16 protein-coding genes and 1 tRNA gene are annotated in these 17,838 nt (G+C 55.5%); 6 read left to right on the forward strand and 11 right to left on the reverse strand.

All coding sequences use genetic code 11. The annotated features are described in order from the left end of the window. Window position 1: 1 nt before the first annotated feature. Both aroC and prmB read right to left on the reverse strand, forming a co-directional pair. The gene (aroC, locus tag DFO56_RS13995; protein WP_045513068.1) at window positions 2-1,087 is read right to left on the reverse strand and encodes a chorismate synthase; all 1,086 of its coding nucleotides are present in this window, start codon (window positions 1,085-1,087) and stop codon (window positions 2-4) included. A 37-nt stretch (window positions 1,088-1,124) separates the two neighbouring features. After that, a complete protein-coding gene (prmB, locus tag DFO56_RS14000; protein WP_044489696.1) occupies window positions 1,125-2,057 on the reverse strand; it encodes a 50S ribosomal protein L3 N(5)-glutamine methyltransferase in 933 nt (310 codons plus the stop codon). A 166-nt stretch (window positions 2,058-2,223) separates the two neighbouring features. Between prmB and smrB the strand changes: the two genes are divergently transcribed. Continuing rightward, window positions 2,224-2,775: an endonuclease SmrB gene (gene smrB, locus DFO56_RS14005; protein WP_045513070.1), complete on the forward strand. Its 552-nt coding sequence runs from the start codon at window positions 2,224-2,226 to the stop codon at window positions 2,773-2,775. Window positions 2,776-2,833: 58 nt separating this feature from the next. Here smrB and sixA read toward each other — a convergent pair whose 3' ends face one another. The 4 genes from sixA to DFO56_RS14025 all read right to left on the reverse strand — a co-directional run bounded on the left by sixA (window position 2,834) and on the right by DFO56_RS14025 (window position 7,430). After that, window positions 2,834-3,319, reverse strand: a complete 486-nt coding sequence (gene sixA, locus DFO56_RS14010) for a phosphohistidine phosphatase SixA (protein ID WP_020454575.1) — start codon at window positions 3,317-3,319, stop codon at window positions 2,834-2,836. Window positions 3,320-3,528: 209 nt separating this feature from the next. Beyond that, a complete protein-coding gene (gene fadJ, locus DFO56_RS14015) occupies window positions 3,529-5,676 on the reverse strand; it encodes a fatty acid oxidation complex subunit alpha FadJ (RefSeq protein ID WP_045513072.1) in 2,148 nt (715 codons plus the stop codon). Then, window positions 5,676-6,983 (reverse strand): acetyl-CoA C-acyltransferase FadI, encoded by a 1,308-nt coding sequence (gene fadI, locus DFO56_RS14020; protein WP_045513074.1) that lies wholly within the window; start codon window positions 6,981-6,983, stop codon window positions 5,676-5,678. The genes fadJ and fadI overlap by 1 nt, the downstream gene beginning before the upstream one ends. Before the next feature lie 162 nt (window positions 6,984-7,145). Next, window positions 7,146-7,430 (reverse strand): YfcZ/YiiS family protein, encoded by a 285-nt coding sequence (locus tag DFO56_RS14025; protein WP_020454578.1) that lies wholly within the window; start codon window positions 7,428-7,430, stop codon window positions 7,146-7,148. Window positions 7,431-7,808: 378 nt separating this feature from the next. On the opposite strand from DFO56_RS14025, the gene fadL reads away from it, so the two are divergent. Then, window positions 7,809-9,170: a long-chain fatty acid transporter FadL gene (fadL, locus tag DFO56_RS14035; protein WP_045513078.1), complete on the forward strand. Its 1,362-nt coding sequence runs from the start codon at window positions 7,809-7,811 to the stop codon at window positions 9,168-9,170. A 58-nt stretch (window positions 9,171-9,228) separates the two neighbouring features. Here the strand turns inward: fadL and mlaA are convergent, their stop codons facing one another. Further along, entirely contained in the window at window positions 9,229-9,984 is a 756-nt protein-coding gene (mlaA, locus tag DFO56_RS14040; protein ID WP_017458648.1) for a phospholipid-binding lipoprotein MlaA, read from the reverse strand. 306 nt (window positions 9,985-10,290) lie between these two features. Here mlaA and DFO56_RS14045 point away from each other — a divergent pair, with 306 nt between their 5' ends. Together DFO56_RS14045 and DFO56_RS14050 are read left to right on the forward strand one after the other, a co-directional pair. After that, a complete protein-coding gene (locus DFO56_RS14045; RefSeq protein WP_045513103.1) occupies window positions 10,291-11,232 on the forward strand; it encodes a formate/nitrite transporter family protein in 942 nt (313 codons plus the stop codon). 75 nt (window positions 11,233-11,307) lie between these two features. Continuing rightward, window positions 11,308-11,379 (forward strand) — tRNA-Arg (locus tag DFO56_RS14050). Between the two features lie 120 nt (window positions 11,380-11,499). Here DFO56_RS14050 and DFO56_RS14055 read toward each other — a convergent pair. Next, window positions 11,500-12,867, reverse strand: coding sequence for a formimidoylglutamate deiminase (locus tag DFO56_RS14055; RefSeq protein ID WP_045513080.1), 1,368 nt, complete (start codon window positions 12,865-12,867; stop codon window positions 11,500-11,502). Between the two features lie 110 nt (window positions 12,868-12,977). Here DFO56_RS14055 and hutC point away from each other — a divergent pair, with 110 nt between their 5' ends. Next, window positions 12,978-13,739, forward strand: a complete 762-nt coding sequence (gene hutC / locus DFO56_RS14060; RefSeq protein ID WP_045513082.1) for a histidine utilization repressor — start codon at window positions 12,978-12,980, stop codon at window positions 13,737-13,739. Beyond that, the gene (locus DFO56_RS14065; protein ID WP_045513085.1) at window positions 13,736-14,299 is read left to right on the forward strand and encodes a HutD family protein; all 564 of its coding nucleotides are present in this window, start codon (window positions 13,736-13,738) and stop codon (window positions 14,297-14,299) included. Before hutC ends, DFO56_RS14065 begins: the two co-directional genes overlap by 4 nt. A 369-nt stretch (window positions 14,300-14,668) precedes the next feature. On the opposite strand, the gene hutH is transcribed toward DFO56_RS14065, so the two are convergent. Genes hutH through DFO56_RS14080 form a run of 3 tightly spaced genes read right to left on the reverse strand, consistent with a single transcriptional unit; the run spans window position 14,669 to window position 17,838 of the window. Beyond that, window positions 14,669-16,204 (reverse strand): histidine ammonia-lyase, encoded by a 1,536-nt coding sequence (gene hutH, locus DFO56_RS14070; RefSeq protein WP_045513088.1) that lies wholly within the window; start codon window positions 16,202-16,204, stop codon window positions 14,669-14,671. Between the two features lie 38 nt (window positions 16,205-16,242). Further along, window positions 16,243-17,124, reverse strand: coding sequence for an ABC transporter substrate-binding protein (locus tag DFO56_RS14075; RefSeq protein ID WP_045513091.1), 882 nt, complete (start codon window positions 17,122-17,124; stop codon window positions 16,243-16,245). A 33-nt stretch (window positions 17,125-17,157) separates the two neighbouring features. Further along, the gene (locus DFO56_RS14080) at window positions 17,158-17,838 is read right to left on the reverse strand and encodes an ABC transporter permease (RefSeq protein WP_045513093.1); all 681 of its coding nucleotides are present in this window, start codon (window positions 17,836-17,838) and stop codon (window positions 17,158-17,160) included.

A 17,838-nucleotide genomic window follows, 5' to 3' on the forward strand; every position in this document is an offset into this window, starting at 1 on the left:
GTTACCAGCGTGGAATATCGGTTATTACATCAGCGTTTTGCGCGCGCTGACGCAGGAAGTGATCCATCAAGACAATCGCCAGCATCGCTTCAGCGATCGGTACGGCGCGAATGCCAACACACGGATCGTGACGACCTTTGGTGATCATTTCGACCTCATCGCCAAAGCGGTTGATCGTCTTACCGGGCACGGTAATGCTTGAGGTGGGTTTCAGCGCAATAGTGGCGACAATTTGCTGGCCGCTGCTGATACCGCCCAAAATGCCGCCCGCGTGGTTGCTCTGAAAACCCTGTTTGGTGATTTCGTCGCGGTTTTCGCTGCCGCGCAGTTTTACCACCTCAAAGCCATCGCCAATTTCAACGCCTTTCACCGCGTTAATGCTCATCAGCGCATGGGCAATATCCGCATCAAGGCGGTCAAACACCGGCTCGCCAAGACCTGCCGGTACGCCATCAGCGACAACGGTCACTTTCGCGCCAATGGAATCGCCCTCTTTTTTCAGGCCGCGCATCAGCTCATCCAGTGCGTCAATTTTATCGGGGTCCGGGCAGAAAAATGGGTTCTGCTCCACCTGCTCCCACGCTTTAATCTCCAGCGGGATGTCGCCCATCTGCGTCAGGCAACCGCGAATAACAATGCCAAATTTCTGCGCCAGGTATTTTTTAGCAATAGCGCCAGCCGCCACGCGCATCGCCGTTTCACGGGCGGAAGAACGGCCACCTCCGCGATAGTCGCGCACGCCATATTTTTGCTCGTAGGTGTAATCCGCATGTCCCGGACGGAACAGATCTTTAATTGCGCCATAATCCTGCGAACGCTGATCGGTGTTTTCAATCAGCAGACCAATACTGGTGCCGGTGGTCACGCCTTCAAACACACCGGAGAGAATTTTCACCTGATCCGGCTCGCGGCGCTGAGTGGTGTAGCGCGATGTCCCCGGGCGGCGTCTGTCCAGATCGTGTTGCAGATCCGCCTCGGTCAGCGGAATGCCCGGCGGCACGCCGTCGACAATACAGCCGAGCGCCAGGCCATGCGATTCGCCGAAGGTGGTTACGCGAAAGAGTTGTCCAATTGTGTTTCCTGCCATCACGGCTCCGTTGTCGTTGTCTGTGTTGAGCGTCGTTTTAATCTTTATAGATGCTGAAGTGTTCGCGAGCGGCGATAAGCTGCGCTTTGGTCAACATAAAGACGCCGTCCCCGCCGTTATCAAACTCCAGCCAGGTAAACGGTACGTCCGGATATTGTTCCATCAGATGTACCATGCTGTTACCCACTTCACAAATCAGGATGCCGTTGTCAGAGAGGTAATCCGGCGCGCAGGCGAGGATGCGGCGCGTCAGTTTCAGGCCATCGCTGCCGGAGGCCAGGCCAAGTTCTGGCTCGTGGCGATACTCGGAAGGCAGATCTGCCATATCTTCTTCGTCAACGTACGGCGGGTTGGTCACAATCAGGTCGTACTGCACTTTCGGCAAGTCGCGGAAAACGTCGGAGCGGATTGGCGTCACGTGATGAATAAGCCCGTGCTCTTCGATATTGTGTTCGGTTACCGCCAGCGCGTCCGTGGAGATATCGACGGCGTCCACTTCCGCTTCCGGGAAGGCATAAGCACAGGCAATCGCGATACAGCCGCTACCGGTACACATATCAAGAATATGCTTCGGCGGTTCATCGATAAGACCCGCAAAGTGGTTGTTAATCAGCTCGCCAATCGGCGAACGCGGCACCAGTACGCGCTCATCAACATAAAATTCGTGGCCGCAAAACCAGGCTTTATTAGTGAGGTAAGCCACCGGAATACGCTCATTAACACGGCGGATCACGCGTTCAACAATGCGGTGACGCTCGCTGGAGGTCAGGCGCGCGGTGCGCATATCTTCCGGGATATCCAGCGGCAGGTAGAGCGTTGGCAACACCAGTTGCACCGCTTCGTCCCACGGGTTGTCGGTGCCGTGGCCGTACCAGATATTGGCGGCGCTAAATCGGCTTACCGACCAGCGCAACATGTCCTGAATGGTGTGCAGCTCGTTCACTGCTTCGTCGACGAAAATTTTATCCATGGTATCCCCCAGGCGCATGCTCGCATTAAATTCGGCGGCTAGTTTGCCACGAAGACGGCGATAAATCAGCATTCTCACGCACCTGCGCGGGGTAAAAATGCATTTTGCTGCACCGCTGGCGCAATGAGTCGGGTACACTGAAAAAAAGAAAAGATGAGATGCGCAGATGAAAAAGAAACCATCGCTTAGCGAGGAGGAACAGGCGCTGTTCCGGCAACTGATGACCGGTACACGCCAGATAAAGCAGGACACCGTGGTTCATCGCCCGGCACGAAAAAAAATCACTGAAGTGCCGGAGAAACGGTTGTTGCAGGAGCAGGCCGATAACAGCCACTATTTTTCTGATGAGTTCCAGCCGCTGTTAAACACCGAAGGCCCGGTAAAATATGTGCGCGACGATGTCAGCCATTTTGAGCTGAAAAAGATCCGCCGTGGCGATTATGCCCCGGAGCTGTTTCTTGATCTGCACGGTTTAACCCAGCTTCAGGCGAAACAGGAACTGGGGGCGTTGATTGCCGCCTGTCGTCGCGAACATGTGTTTTGCGCCTGCGTGATGCACGGCCACGGCAAACATATTCTCAAGCAGCAGACACCGTTGTGGCTGGCGCAGCACCCGCATGTGATGGCGTTTCACCAGGCCCCGAAAGAGTATGGCGGCGATGCGGCGATACTGGTGCTTATAGAAGTGGAAGAGTGGCAGCCGCCGGAGTTGCCCTGAAGCGCAGAAACGACAAGAGCCGCGCAATGCGGCTCTTTATCTTTCATGGTCCGGCGAATCAGATAGCTTTTGGCATCTTCAGGTTGCAGGGACTCATTTGCCAGTTAAAGACACCTTTACCGTCTTCATCCAGCGTAACGCTGGCGATGGCGGAGGTGGTAAACATCGGCGGCGCTTCACCCGGGCAGAGTTCGGACACCAGGTATCCGACCAGCGGCAGGTGAGAAATCACCAGCACGGCGGAAGTACCTTCGTTTGCCAGCGCCTGCAAATAGGCACTAACCAGGCCGATATCGCCGCAGGGCGTCAGTTCCGGCAGGACATCCACGTTGTCAGGCAGGTTCATACACTCCCCTACCTTATCCAGCGTCTGTTCAGCACGTAAAAAAGGGCTGACCAGAACACGTTCAATATCCACTTTTTGGCCTTTCAACCATGTTGCCATCAGACGGGTTTCGTCACAGCCACAAGGGGTTAAGGGACGAACCGAGTCACTGGCTGCATCGAGGGCAGCGTCGCCGTGACGCATGATAAAAACTTGCATATTGCACCGCTTTTGTTAACCAGAATCATTAATACTTTCACCGCAAAATCATTTCACGACATCGGAAAATATTAATGGCCGGGCATTGTGCCTGATCCATTCGTTGAATGAAACGCTGTTTTTTACCTCAATGGCGCAACTATAGTCAATCACTGTTTATTAAATAACCGTAAAGCCCATGAGGTATAACAGAATTACTTTTTTAGACACTAACTGAAACGTTCGGTTTCTTTTGTCGGCCAGAAAGTTACACCTTGTTCCGCCATGCGTAACAGCGGCTCGCAAGGAGCAAAACGCTCGCCGTACTGCGCCTGTAACCGCTGTAGTGTCGCCACCACTTCGCTTATGCCCAGCGCATCCATATAGTGGAACGGCCCACCCAAAAACGGTGGGAAACCGATGCCAAATACGGCACCAATGTCACCATCGCGCGCGCTGCGAATCACCTGTTCATCAAAACAGCGAGCCGCTTCGTTCAGCATCAACATCACGCACCGTTCTGCTATCTGCTGAGGCGGTAACTGCGTGCCATCTGAAACACCGATTAAGCGGTAGATCGATGGGTCTGGCTGCTTTTTGCTTTTACGCCCTTTCGTCGGGTAAAGATAGAAACCGCGCTCATTTTTTCTGCCTTTGCGATCGTCATTCAAGATTGCGTTAACCACACTTGCAGGCGCGCTAAAACGTTCTCCATAGGCAGCTTCCAGCACCGGGATAATTTTGGTGCCGGTATCGATCCCCACTTCATCCAGCAACTGGATGGGCCCTACCGGAAAACCGAATTTCACCAGCGCCTGATCGATAGTTTCAATGCGTTGCCCTTCGCTTAGCAGGCGCATCGCTTCATTAATATAAGGCGCGAGGATGCGGTTAACGTAAAAGCCCGCTTTATCTGCCACCACAATCGGCGTTTTGCCCTGTTTTTTCGCCAGCTTCACCGTCGTGGCAATGGTCTGCTCATCGGTGCCGGCATGGGGGATCACCTCGACCAGTGGCATTTTTTCCACCGGGCTGAAAAAATGTAATCCGATAACTTTTTCCGGACGCGCCGCATGCGCAGCAATATCGCCGATCGGTAAAGACGAGGTATTGGAGGCGAAAATGGTATGCGCTGCGCAGTTAGCTTCGACTTCAGCGACCATTTTCTGCTTCAACGCAAGATCTTCGAACACCGCTTCAATCACCAGATCGCGATGGGCAAAGCCACGATAATCAAGCGAACCGGAGATCTTCGCCATCTGGCTGTCGCGCTCGGCGGGTTTCAGGTAACGACGGCGCACTTTTTTATCCAGTTGTTGCCAACTGTATTTCAGCGCATGGTTAATGCCCTTCGCATTAATATCTTTAATGCGAACCGGCAACCCACCTTTGCTGGCCGTGACAAATGCGATACCGCCGCCCATCAACCCACCGCCCAGCACGCCCACACTGTTAAGCGGGCCGGGTTCGACGACGCTGCCAGGATCTTTTTTGATATCGGTACCGGTAAAAAAGAGATGCCGTAGCGCCTGCGATTGCGGCGTCATCGCCAGTTGACCAAACGCGCGTGCCTCGGCGTCATAACCGCTGCTGCGCCCCTGGGCAAGACCGGTTTCAACCACCGATAGAATGCGTGATGCAGCAGGATAATTCCCCTGGGTTTTCTGTTCGGTTTTCTTCGCGACCATGCGGAACAATAAAGTGCGGCCAAGTGGCCCGGCAAGAATGCGTTCACGCACCGGTAAATGGCGGCTGGCAGGACGCCCCTGCGAAACTAGTCCGACGGCGGCGTCCAGTAAAATGGAAGGCGGAACCACATCGTCAACCAGACCCACTTTTAATGCCTGCCGTGGGCGTAACTGCTTACCGGTGAGGATCATCTCCAGCGCGGTACTCACGCCGATCAGGCGCGGCAAACGTTGCGTACCGCCAGAGCCGGGAAGCAACCCCAGTTGCACTTCCGGTAATCCCAGCACCGTTTTGGCATCGTTTGTACAAATCCGGCGATGGCACGCCAGCGCCAGTTCCAGCCCACCGCCGAGGCAGGGGCCATTAATCGCGGCGATGACCGGGATCGGCAGGGCGTGGATTTCCGCCATCAGTTGCTGCCCCTGACGGGCGAGCTCTTCGGCCTCTTTCGCCGTCTGGCAGCGGGCGATCATATTGATATCCGCGCCAGCAATAAAGTTGTCCGGTTTTGCTGAGATAAACACCACGCCGCGCAACGCTTTGTTTTCGCGGATCTGTTTTAAAATGGCGCGAACATCCGTTGCGAACTCCGCTTTCAGCGTGTTCATCTTCTCGTTCGGTACATCAATAGCGACTATCGCCACATTGTCGGGACGCACACTAAGGGTAAATGCCGATGTTGTGGTCATTACTCTGCCTCCAGAACCATTGCCGCACCCAGACCGCCCGCGGCACAGGCCGTCACCAGACCAAAACCGCCGCCACGACGGCGCAGCTCATGCAGGGTCTGAGTGATCATACGCGCGCCGGTAGCGGCAAACGGATGCCCATAAGCGATAGAGCCGCCAAGCACGTTAAATTTGCTGTCATCCACTTCGCCGGTTGCCTGTGAACGTCCCAGTACCTCGCGGGCAAAACGCTCGCTGGCCATCAGCTTCAGGTTGCTCAGGGTTTGCGCAGCAAAGGCTTCATGCATATCAAGCAGGGTTAAATCCGCCATTGATAATCCGGCTCGCTCCAGCGCCAGCGGCGTTGCCCACGCCGGGCCAAGCAGCATATCTTCACGCACATCAATGGCGGTAAACGCATAGCTGCGCAGGTATCCCAACGGCACCAGCCCCAGCTCCTTGGCGCGGGATTCCGTCATCAGGATCACCGCCGCGGCGCCATCGGTAAGCGGCGTACTGTTGGCCGCCGTCACCGTGCCGTGCTGGCGATCAAACGCCGGGCGCAGTTTTGCATAATCCGCCAGGCTCGAATTTGTACGTACGTTGTTATCTTTCTCGACCGGGTCACGAAATGGCGGCGCGTAAGCGGTCATCACCTCTTCTGCCAGTTTGCCTTCTGCCCAGGCCTGGGCGGCAAGCTGGTGTGAGCGGTGCGCCAGCGCATCCTGCTGCTCACGGCTGATACCGTAGGTTTTCGCCATCTGTTCAGCGGTATCGCCCATGCGCAGGCCGGTGGAATATTCCGCTACCGCCGGAGGAACCGGCAGCAGGTCGCGCAGACGCAGGCGCGAGAAGAGTTTCATTTTTTGCCCCATGCTGCGCGCTTTGTTGGCATCCACCAGCGTTCGCGCCAGTTTTTTGCTGACGCCAATCGGCAGCACCGAAGACGAATCGGCCCCACCGGCGATACCGGCACGGATGGTGCCCGCCAGCAGACTTTCGGTGACATTCGCCACCGCCTGAAAGCTGGTCGCGCAGGCACGGCTTACACTGTAAGCGTCGGTATGCACACTCATGCCGGTGCCAAGCACAATTTCGCGCGCAATATTCGGCGCTTCGGGCATTTGAACCACCTGGCCAAAAACCAGTTGTTCAATCACTTCGGGGGGAATTTCGCTGCGTGCCAGCATCTCTCCCACCACCATTTTGCCAAGATCGATGGCCGGCACGCCGTGGAAGACGGTCGCCTGGCGGGCAAAAGGGGTACGTAACCCACTGACAATGGCAATGCGGTCGCCCTGGCGGGTGACAAGCGGTAATGCCTTCATAACACTCCTCTGTTAACAGCGTAATGCATTAAGTGGTCTGACCTGATAACAGTCTTAACCAATTTTTTACATTTAGCCAATGGGAGGGAGAAAAAAATGGGAGCTAAGGCACAGAGATACTTAACAAAACGCTCCCGCTGGACGGGAGCGTTGGCGGGATAATTAACGCAGACCGAGCTGGAAAATCAGCGTTTCGGCTTCGCAAGCGAAGACAAAATCAATATCCAGGCGCACACCGTCTGCCACTTCCGTGAACGTGGAAGTGATTTGGCAAGGATCGGATTCCACGCTGCGGGCTCTGGCGCTCAGCGCAGCCAGGGTTTCTTCCGCATCGGCGCGTTTAGCGAACACGCGGCTGTAAGAAGCGGTGCAGTCGGAGTTGTCCATAATGGTGCCAACATCCATACAGCAGCAAACCGGGGTTTCATCAGCACTGCATTTACTCATGGTAGATTTCCTCTGAATTCGCACCCAAGGTGCCAGATAAACGTTGCGCATATTTTACGCCGCGAGGGAATGTGGCTCCAGTCGTTAATTCCGCAAGCGGTGATAAGTGACCGAAATCACACTTAAAAATGATCTAAAACAAAAATCATCTAATCGACTGATTAACACCGGGGGCAATTTTGCTGCGCAGATCCCGTTTCGAAGATCACAATTGAAAAATTTTATATACATACTTGCAACATTTCCTCTGGTCAGACCTATACTCTCGCCACTGGTCTGATTTCTCAGATGTACCTCAGACCCTACACTTCGCGCTCCTGTTACCCCGCGTAACAAAGTTTGTATAAAAATAAATCGATTTCGAATGAGGTTATGGTCATGAGCCAGAAAACCCGGTTTACCAAGTCTGCGTTGGCAGTCGCAGTGGCAATCGTTTCTACCCAGGCCTGGTCCGCAGGCTTTCAACTCAACGAGTTTTCATCCTCTGGCCTTGGCCGGGCTTATTCCGGTGAAGGCGCCATTGCTGATGACGCAGGCAGCGTCAGCCGCAACCCGGCGCTGATCACCATGTTCGATCGCCCAACCTTCTCTGGTGGTGCGGTGTTTGTCGATCCGGATGTTAACGTAAAGGGCCGTTCTGCCATTGGTAACAATGCCAGCCAGGACAATATCGCCCCGACCGCGTGGATCCCGAACCTGCACTTCGTGGCACCGATTAACGATCAATTTGGCTGGGGCGCGTCCGTGACCTCTAACTACGGGCTGGCTACCGAGTTCAACAACAACTACGCCGCCGGTTCAATGGGCGGTAAAACCGATCTCGAAACGCTGAACCTCAACCTGAGCGGTGCGTACCGTCTGGATAGCCACTGGAGCTTCGGCCTCGGTTTCGATGCCGTTTATGCACGTGCGAAAGTGGAGCGCTACGCGGGTGACCTGCCGCAAATCATCGGCGCAGGTCTGCCAGGGCTGGTGCAATCGGGTCGCCTGTCACCGCAAGATGCACAGCGACTCGCCGCGCAGGCTGGTGGTATTAGCCGCGATACGCAAATCGCCCATCTGAAAGGCGATGAGTGGGGCTTTGGCTGGAATGCCGGTATTCTCTACGAGCTGGATAAAAACAACCGCTACGCTTTCACCTATCGCTCTGAAGTCAAAGTCGACTTCGACGGCGATTATAAGAGCAGCCTGCCCGCAGCGCTGAACCCGATCAATGCGGCGCTCAATCTTAACTTGCCATACGGTACCGGCGGTGCCACCACCAACGGTTCGCTCTCATTGCACCTGCCGGAAATGTGGGAAGTGTCGGGTTATAACCGTGTCGACCCGCAGTGGGCCATTCACTACAGCCTGACTTACACCAGCTGGAGCCAGTTCCAGGAGCTGAAAGCGACCGGCGACAACGGCCAGACGCTGTTCTATAAAGATGAAAGCTTTAAAGACGCCTACCGTATCGCGCTGGGTACTACCTATTATATGGATGATAACTGGACCTTCCGAGCCGGTATCGCCTTCGATGACAGCCCGGTTCCGGCAGACAAACGCTCCATCTCCATCCCGGATCAGGATCGCCTCTGGCTGAGCACCGGTGCGACCTATGCATTTAATAAAGATGCGTCCGTCGACGTCGGTGTTTCTTATATGCACGGTCAGAAAGTGAAATTCACCGAAGGCCCGTATACCTTCAGCTCTGAAGGTCGTGCATGGCTGTACGGCGCGAACTTCAACTACGCGTTCTGATAAACCATCAGGCATAAAAAAAGGTGAGCGCCGTGCTCACCTTTTTTATTTGCTGGGCTTATTGCGAGTCGATATCTTTCAAATCGCCCTCTATCGCCTGCGCGTTCGGGTTTTCCTGCGGTTTCAGCTTACCACCGTTGGCGATAAAGTCGTGGCGCTGGAAGTAGGCTTCACGCACCAGAATGTACGGATCGGAAGACTGGCGCAGCAGGCCGTCTGAATCCAGCAGTTGCGCGCGCGATTCAATGCCTTCAACCGTCCATTTGCCCACCGACAGCGGCCATGTCAGCCACGACAGCACCGGATAGAGCGTATCGGCCATATCACCACCGTCTTCACGCAGCGTGAAACTGCCATAGAACGGCAGTTGCATATAAGGGCCGTAACCCATGCCGTAATGCCCCAGCGTGCTACCAAAACGGTGCGGTTCAACGCGCTGCAATTTCGGGTTCGCGGCACCCGCGACATCCATCAAGCCGCCCATCCCCAGCAGGGTGTTCAGGAAGAAGCGTGTAAAGTGAACCATCCCCTGGTACGGATCGCCTTGTAAGAAGAAGTTCACCATCACCGCCGGTTCTTCAAGGTTGCTGGTGAAGTTGCTCAGACCATTACGCGCTGGCTGCGGCACGTAATCACGCCAGACAACGGCAACGGGCCTGACAACATACGGATCCAGCACATTGAAGTTGAAGCTGTACATGGTGCGGTTGAACCCTTCCAGCGGGTCTGAACGTCCCTGCGAATCTTTACCGGAACTGGCACAACCGACCAGCACAGTGGTAGCCAGCGCAAGCGCCGACAGGCGGAATTTCATAGGTGTCTCCCTGAAGAAAATGGTCATCGCTGAATGCCATTTTTGAATAACGCAAACGCGGAAATCCGTTTTGCGCAGACAATGCGCAACGCATTGTATCAGCACATATTCTGATGTCCACGTAGCGAACAAAGCTCACTCAGCCTAACCGAACTCACCTTTACGGCTCGTTAACAATTCTATACAAACTTCGTCAATATCGTATTGCCATTATTGCTTTTCGCGCAATTTAGGACGATGCCGTCACGGAATAAGCGTGAAAACCGCTACGCTTAAATTTTGCCGCCATCACCAAGCGAGGCCATCGTGGACAATATTAAAGAAGAGAAACTCGACAAATACAGCGATGACATACAAGTGGAGAGCGACGAGAAGAAGAGTGGGAAGAAAATAGAACTTGATGAAGAGCGCCTGCCCTCACGCGCCATGGCGATTCATGAACATATTCGCCAGGACGGCGAAAAAGAGCTGGAACGCGACGCGATGGCGCTGTTCTGGTCAGCGATTGCGGCGGGTTTATCGATGAGCGCGTCGCTGCTGGCAAAAGGGATTTTTCACGTACAACTCGACGACATTCCCGGCGGTTTTCTGCTGGAGAACCTCGGTTACACCTTTGGCTTTATTATTGTCATTATGGCGCGCCAGCAGTTGTTTACCGAAAACACCGTCACGGCCGTATTACCGGTGATGCAAAAACCCAGTTGGGTTAACTTTGGCCTGATGACGCGCTTATGGAGCGTGGTGTTACTCGGGAACCTGGTTGGCACGGCTATTGCCGCCTGGGCGTTCGAGTATATGCCCATATTCGATGAAGCCACCCGCGATGCTTTTGTCAAAATCGGCATGGAGGTGATGAAGAACACGCCGCTGGAGATGTTCTCCAACGCCATTATCTCCGGCTGGATCATCGCGACCATGGTGTGGATGTTCCCGTCGGCGGGCGCGGCGAAAATTGTGGTGATCATTTTAATGACCTGGCTTATCGCGCTGGCGGATACCACGCATATCGTGGTCGGTGCGGTGGAGATTTTCTATCTGGTGTTTAACGGTACGCTGCACTGGAGCGAATTTATCTGGCCTTTCGCCCTGCCGACACTCGCCGGGAATATTTGCGGCGGCACCTTTATTTTTGCTCTGCTCAGCCACGCGCAGATCCGTAACGATATGATCAACGCGCGTAAAGCCGAAGCCAAAGCCCGCGCCGACGAGCAAAAACAGCAACGCGACGGCGCAGAAAAAGAGGCTTAAACGGCGACAGTTTAATCACTTGGCGGCATGTGAGCTTAACGCGAGACGTAAATAACGTTATACTCCCGCCGCTTTGTCCCCTTAGTTAAATGGATATAACGAGCCCCTCCTAAGGGCTAGTTGCAGGTTCGATTCCTGCAGGGGACAATATCCCCTTTCCTGCGAACATCGTTCAAAGTCGTCATTGCCCTACAGATTCAGTAAGTTAAATCACTTCCCGCGTCTGCCAACCGCCATTGGTTCTTATCAACGTCCTGCTGCTTAGTGTTACGCCACCAGTTGCTGCATCACCTTAATAAATGCAGAGGTCACCTGCTCCTCCTGTGCGTGACGCCCCTCTTCAATCACCCAGCGTCCTCCCGCCATTACCCTTTTTATCGGGTTTGTTGAGCAGGCGAAAATCCAGCGGTTCAGACGTTCACGATCGCCTGCGGCTGCAAGGAAGGGATCGCGGCTGTCGAGCAACAGCATATCCGCGCGATCGCCGACCGCCAGTTGACCAATCGCCTGCCCCAGCGCACGGCGTCCGCCCTGCAATGCCCCCTGGTACAGCACATTGCCAATATAAGGCTCATCCGGCAAAGACAGTAAGTTGCGCCGCCGTTTGTTTAACCGTTGCCCGTACTCAAACCAGCGCAAATCCTCGCTGACGCTGACGCTGATATGGCTGTCGGAGCCAATTCCCCAGCGCCCCTGCTGCGCAAGATAGTCCGGCCCCGGGAAAATACCATCGCCAAGATTGGCTTCAGTGGTCAGGCACAGGCCCGCCACTGCGCCGGAAGCGGCAATCTGTTGGGTTTCCTGCGGCGTAATATGCGTGGCATGGATCAGACACCACTGTTCATCCACCGGCATATGCTGATAAAGCCACTCCACCGGACGCAATCCAGACCAGGCCAAGCAGTCATCAACCTCTTTTTGCTGCTCGGCAATATGAATATGCACCGGTTGTGGTTGCGGACAGGCTTTAAGCACGCTCTGCATCTGTTCCGGCGTAACGGCTCGCAGCGAGTGGAAGCACAGCCCGGTACGCTGCATCGGCTCAGCAGCAAGCTGCGACGTCAGCGTGTCATGCAGTGCAAGGTAGCCTTCCGTATCGTGAATAAAGCGGCTCTGCCCGGCGGTCGCTGGCTGCCCACCAAAACCGGAGAAACTGTAAAGCACCGGCAGTAATGTCAGGCCAATACCCGCCGTTTTCGCCGCCTGCGAAATACGCATCGCCAGCTCGGCTGGCTGTGCGTAAGGTTTTCCACCACGATCGTGGTGCAAATAGTGAAATTCGGCAACGGAGGTATAACCGGCCTTCAGCATTTCGATGTACAGATAGCTGGCAATGGTTTCCAGCTGTTCGGGTGTGATTTTATCCACCAGCCGGTACATCAAATCGCGCCATGTCCAGAAGCTGTCCGCCGGATCGCCCACCACTTCGGTTAGCCCGGCCATTGCACGCTGAAAAGCGTGCGAATGCAGGTTTGGCATGCCCGGCACCAAAAAACCCTCCAGGCGAATCGCCGTGTCGTCTGGCTGACTACCGCTTTCGAGCGCGGTGATGATGCCCTGCGGAGAAACCGTGATGCGAACATTCTCCGCCCAGCCCTGCGGCAACAATGCTTTTGCCGCGAAATATACCGTCATATATCCCCTCACCGCCTGCCATTATTTGATATGTATATACATGCTTATATATATACATCCAAATAGGTGTAGAGTAAACTTCAACGGTTATCCGGCCGAGGAAAGGGTTCATGGAGCAAAGCGATATTTTTAAAGCAGCCGCAGGCGAGACTCGTCTTGATCAGCCCGCCCCTTTCTATGAAAGGGTGAAGAGCATGATTAAAACCAATATCCACAGCGGCGCCTGGCCGGTGAACTACCGCGTGCCGTCCGAAAGCGAGCTGGTCAGCCAGTTTGGCTACAGCCGGATGACCATCAACCGCGCGCTGCGTGAACTGACCGCCGAAGGGCTGCTGGTGCGTATGCAGGGCATTGGCACCTTTGTCGCTGAAGTCCGCGGGCAGTCGGCGCTGCTGGAAATCAACAACATTGCCGATGAGATTGCCAGCCGCGGCCATCGCCATCATGCCAGAGTGCTGGAACTGACCCAGCAGCATGCAGATGCTCAGCAAGCACTGGCTTTTAATCTGCCGAAAGGCAGCCGCCTGTTCCATTCGTTGATTTGCCATTATGAAGACGGCGTTCCGGTGATGCTGGAAGACAGGCTGGTGAATGCGCTGATTGTGCCAGACTATCTGCAGCAGGATTTTACCCGTATCACGCCGAATGCTTATCTCTCTTCTATCGCACCGATTGTCGAAGGTGAGCATATTATCGAGGCGGTGAACGTGCCCCGCACCGAGTGCGTTTACCTGGAAATAGATGAACACACCCCCTGCCTGCAAGTAAACCGCCGCACCTGGACCGGTCGTCAGGACAAGAAAATCGTCACCAGCGTGCGCCTGGTCTATCCGGGTTCGCGCTACCGTCTGGAAGGAAGTATGCGCAAATGAGGCTGCTGCCTTATAGCGGCTACGCTGAGATGCGCTGGAAAAATGGCCAGGGTGTCACCCGCGAAGTGTGCCGTTTTCCCGCCAGCGACCAGTATGACTGGCGCATATCGGTTGCGACAATCCGCGAAGACGGGGCGTTCTCACGTTTCTCCGGTTACCTGCGAAACATCAGTGTACTGGAAGGCGAAGGCATGTTTCTGACGATTGATGACCAGCGCAGCGCGTTAATTCCACCGTTTCAGGCGACGGATTTTAACGGCGACAGCGAGGTGTTCTGCGAGGTTGTCGGCGGGCCGTTACTTGATTTCAACGTGATTTATCGCCGTGAAACCACCCAGGCAACGGTGCGCTGGCAGCGCGCTGGCACATGGCAACATCAGCAGGGAACAATGCTGCTGTTCAATGCCGGACATCGTCTTGACGTCATCGTCGGGGACGAACGCCATACGCTGCAACATTACGACAGCCTGCTGCTTGATAACCCGGCGACGATTACCGTCAACGCAGGCAGCGACACGCTTTTCGCCTGCGTGACGCTGACATCCCGTTACACCGCCTAAACTGCGGCGTCGACCTTCTGAAACGCCGCCAGCCCTCTTGATTATCGGCAATTAGCCCGCTCATAAATCACTCCCGCACGCGTCGCGGGCCAGCACAGCTACGAACCTGACCACCGCCAGCTCCGCGGTCTGGGTGATTTATCACGCAATGCTTAGCGCCTGCGCGCCCCGTTCATCAGGCTGAACCTGCTGGCTAATCAGCCCTGCAGGGCACCTCTTCACCATTCATACATCGAGCCGCATCGACAGGGATTTCCCTGGCGCACGCAACAGACGAGGCGTGCGCCAGGTAATCGCAAAGCGCACCCTATGCCTGCCTACACACGCGACAGCTCCAGTCTCCATTTTCTCTTGAGCAGGCGATTAGCTTCACTCATCAGCCCCCTCCTTTATCAGTAAAGCAAGCTGGCGGCTCAGTTCGCCATCCGCAATCAGATCCCGGACGGCATGCATATCCGTGTACAGCGGCGTATCGGTTTCACGAAACGCGACCTGCTGGCGCACCCGCGAGAGCGTCAGTTCTGTCCCCACCGAGGCGCGCAGCGGGCGATGAAATTCAATCGCCTGACAAGCGCACAGCAGCTCGATAGCCACGATATCCACCGCGTTTGCCACCGCCTGCATCGCTTTTCGCGCCGAGGAGACGCCCATACTGATATGGTCTTCCTGCCCGGCACAGGTGGAAACCGTATGTACACTGGCGGGTGCCGCCAGGCTGCGATTATCCCCGGCGAGCGCGGCGGCGACATACGGCGGGATCATCATCCCGGAATTAGCTCCGCTTTTGCCGACCAGAAATGCCGGTAAGCCACTGAGATGGACGTTGGTAATACGGTCAGAACGCGCCTGCGACGCCGTGCTTAGTTGCGCAATAGCCACCGCCAGCGCATCGAGTGCCAGCGCCAGCGGCGCACCGTGACCGTTACCGCCAGGCAAAATCACCAGCGCATCGTCTTCAATCAAAAACACCGGGTTGTCGGTCACCGAATTGAGTTCGGTAGTAACGATATGACGACAATGCGCCAGTTGATCGCGCACCGCGCCATGGATTTGCGGGATGCAACGTAAGCTGAGCGCATCCTGCACCCGGTGGTCGCGGTAACGCTGAAGGATCTCGCTACCGTGCAGTAAACGGCGCAAATTCTGCGCTGTTTCTTGTTGTCCGTCATGCGGACGCAGAGCGTGCAGACGCGCGTCATAGCCGCGGGTGTTGCCTTTCAGCGCTTCGAGACACATGCCGCCTGCCATATCCGCGACCGGCAGCAACTGCTCGAAATCCCGCACCGCCAGACAAGCCAGTGCGGTAATTTCGTAGGTGCCGCTGATCAGCGCGTGTCCTTCGCGCGGGCCGGGAATGCGCGGCGCAATGCCCGCTTTTGCCAGCGCGTCGGTGGAGGGCAACAACTCCCCCTGATACCAGCACTGCCCTTCGCCAAATAACGATAAGCCGATATGCGCGGTAGCAATCAGATACCCCACGGAACCGCTGGCAGGCGACCACGGCGTCACCTGCCGGTTCAGCATCAGGCACATACGCTGCGCCAGTTCAGAACTGACGCCGCTGTAGCCCTGCAACAGCGATTTCAGCATCACCGCCATCATCGCCCGCACTTCCCGCACCGACAAATCCGGCCCCATCCCGCAGGCGTGACTACGCAGCATATTGAGTTGCACGCTGGCAATTTGATCCGCAGAGAGACGCTCGGTCACCAGGTCTCCCACGCCGGTTGTCAGACCATAAATCACCTTCCCGTCAGCAATCGCTTTGTGAATATAACCGCTGACCTTATCCATTTGCGCCAGCGCATCATCAGCCAGAACAACCTGGGCGCCATCGGCAATGCGCACCAGCTCATCAATGGTCGTGGCATCCCTGCCTAAGGTGACCGCATCCATATGCGGCATGGAAGAACGGATTGTTGTCGTCATCTCGCAGCCGTTCCTTACTTGCTCAACTGGTGTTTAACCAGCCACTGGTGCGCCACATCATCAATGCTGGCGAACTCTGCAAGTTGCTCGTTCATGGCGATCAGATCTTCGGTGGTGAGCTGCGCGGAGATTTTGTTCAGCGTGCTTTCAATGGTCGGGTTCAGTGTGCTGCTGGCGACAATGGGCACAATGTTCTGCGCGGCAAACAGGTGTTTCGGATCTTCCAGCGCAACCAGGTGATCTTTTTTGATTTCCGGCGTAGTGGAGGTCAGATCAGCCACCTGAATCTGGTTATTTTTCAGCGCCGTCAGCGTCAGCGGACCAGCGACATCCAGCACTTTGAAGGTTTTGAAATTCAGGCCATAAACTTCACGCAAGCCGGGAACGCCTTCATGACGGGTTTTCCACTCCGCCGGACCACCAAGCACTAACTGCCCGGCGACAGGTTTCAGATCGTCGATGGTTTTCAGTTTGTACTTGTCGGCGGTTTTCTTCGTTACCGCCAGCACATCGCTGTTTTGCGCCGTGGACGTGTTCAGCATTTTCACTTTTTCCGGCAGTTTGGCGGCCAGCGCTTTCGCCACATCTTCCGAACTGTGCGCGTCGTTTTTCGCATCCAGATAGCTTAACAGCGCGCCGCTGTACTCAGGGATCACGGTGATGGAACCGTCGAGCAGAGCCGGGATATAGACTTCACGGCTACCAATGTTGAGTTTTTTCTCGACCGGAATGTTTTGCGCTTCCAGCGCCCCGGCGTAAATGGTCGCCAGCAACTGGTTTTCCGGAAAATCCGCCGAACCAATAATCACTTTCTGGCCGGCATCCGCAGCCCAGACAGAAGAAGCGACAGACAGCAGTGCGGCACTGAACAACGTTAAATAGCGTTTCTTAATCATCTTATTAACCTTCTGTAATTAAAGGACTCAACATCACTGTTTTTTGGTTTTCCGGGTGATGCCCGGTGAAACCACGACTTTCCCTGAAAGCGAAAAAAAGAGATCAATGATCAATGCCAGCAGCGCGACGAGGATGGCCCCGGCGGTCATCTGCGCAAAGTCGTTGGCGGCACGCCCGTCGATAATCAATCGCCCCAGGCCGCCGAGTGAAACGTAGGCCGCAATGGTCGCAGTAGAGACAATTTGCAGCGCGGCACTGCGGATCCCGGAGAGGATCAGCGGCATTGCGCAGGGCAACTCAACCTGCAACAGCACCTGAAGTGGCGTCAGACCAATCCCTTTTGCCGCGTCATGCACGCTGGGATCGACAGAACGGATACCCGCATGTACGCCCAGCGCCACTGGCGGCAGCGCCAGCACCACCAGCACGATGATGCAGGGTAAAACAAAGGCCAAATCCGATTCGAAATACCCCGCCAGCAGGATCACCAGCAAAATAATCAGACCAAAAGAGGGCAACGAACGCAGGGCGTTGGTGGTACCAATCAGCAGCGCCTCCCCTTTCCCGGTATGGCCGGTGTAGCAGCCGACCGGAAACGCAATGGCGACGGCAATCGCCAGCGCCGCCGCGCTGTAACCGATATGCTGCAACAGCAGCGGCACAATGCCGTCGTCGCCGTACCAGTGGCTGAGATCGAAAAACCATTCACTCAT

Origin of the sequence: Kosakonia sp. AG348, from assembly GCF_003337365.1 — a bacterium.
Lineage (GTDB): Bacteria > Pseudomonadota > Gammaproteobacteria > Enterobacterales > Enterobacteriaceae > Kosakonia.

Bases quoted from the DNA above. Each gene is read 5' to 3' on its own strand.
- aroC (WP_045513068.1), bottom strand. From the start codon at position 1,087: ATGGCAGGAAACACAATTGGACAACTCTTTCGCGTAACCACCTTCGGC.
- prmB (WP_044489696.1), bottom strand. From the start codon at position 2,057: ATGGATAAAATTTTCGTCGACGAAGCAGTGAACGAGCTGCACACCATT.
- smrB (WP_045513070.1), top strand. From the start codon at position 2,224: ATGAAAAAGAAACCATCGCTTAGCGAGGAGGAACAGGCGCTGTTCCGG.
- sixA (WP_020454575.1), bottom strand. From the start codon at position 3,319: ATGCAAGTTTTTATCATGCGTCACGGCGACGCTGCCCTCGATGCAGCC.
- fadJ (WP_045513072.1), bottom strand. From the start codon at position 5,676: ATGACCACAACATCGGCATTTACCCTTAGTGTGCGTCCCGACAATGTG.
- fadI (WP_045513074.1), bottom strand. From the start codon at position 6,983: ATGAAGGCATTACCGCTTGTCACCCGCCAGGGCGACCGCATTGCCATT.
- DFO56_RS14025 (WP_020454578.1), bottom strand. From the start codon at position 7,430: ATGAGTAAATGCAGTGCTGATGAAACCCCGGTTTGCTGCTGTATGGAT.
- fadL (WP_045513078.1), top strand. From the start codon at position 7,809: ATGAGCCAGAAAACCCGGTTTACCAAGTCTGCGTTGGCAGTCGCAGTG.
- mlaA (WP_017458648.1), bottom strand. From the start codon at position 9,984: ATGAAATTCCGCCTGTCGGCGCTTGCGCTGGCTACCACTGTGCTGGTC.
- DFO56_RS14055 (WP_045513080.1), bottom strand. From the start codon at position 12,867: ATGACGGTATATTTCGCGGCAAAAGCATTGTTGCCGCAGGGCTGGGCG.
- hutC (WP_045513082.1), top strand. From the start codon at position 12,978: ATGGAGCAAAGCGATATTTTTAAAGCAGCCGCAGGCGAGACTCGTCTT.
- DFO56_RS14065 (WP_045513085.1), top strand. From the start codon at position 13,736: ATGAGGCTGCTGCCTTATAGCGGCTACGCTGAGATGCGCTGGAAAAAT.
- hutH (WP_045513088.1), bottom strand. From the start codon at position 16,204: ATGCCGCATATGGATGCGGTCACCTTAGGCAGGGATGCCACGACCATT.
- DFO56_RS14075 (WP_045513091.1), bottom strand. From the start codon at position 17,124: ATGATTAAGAAACGCTATTTAACGTTGTTCAGTGCCGCACTGCTGTCT.
- DFO56_RS14080 (WP_045513093.1), bottom strand. From the start codon at position 17,838: ATGAGTGAATGGTTTTTCGATCTCAGCCACTGGTACGGCGACGACGGC.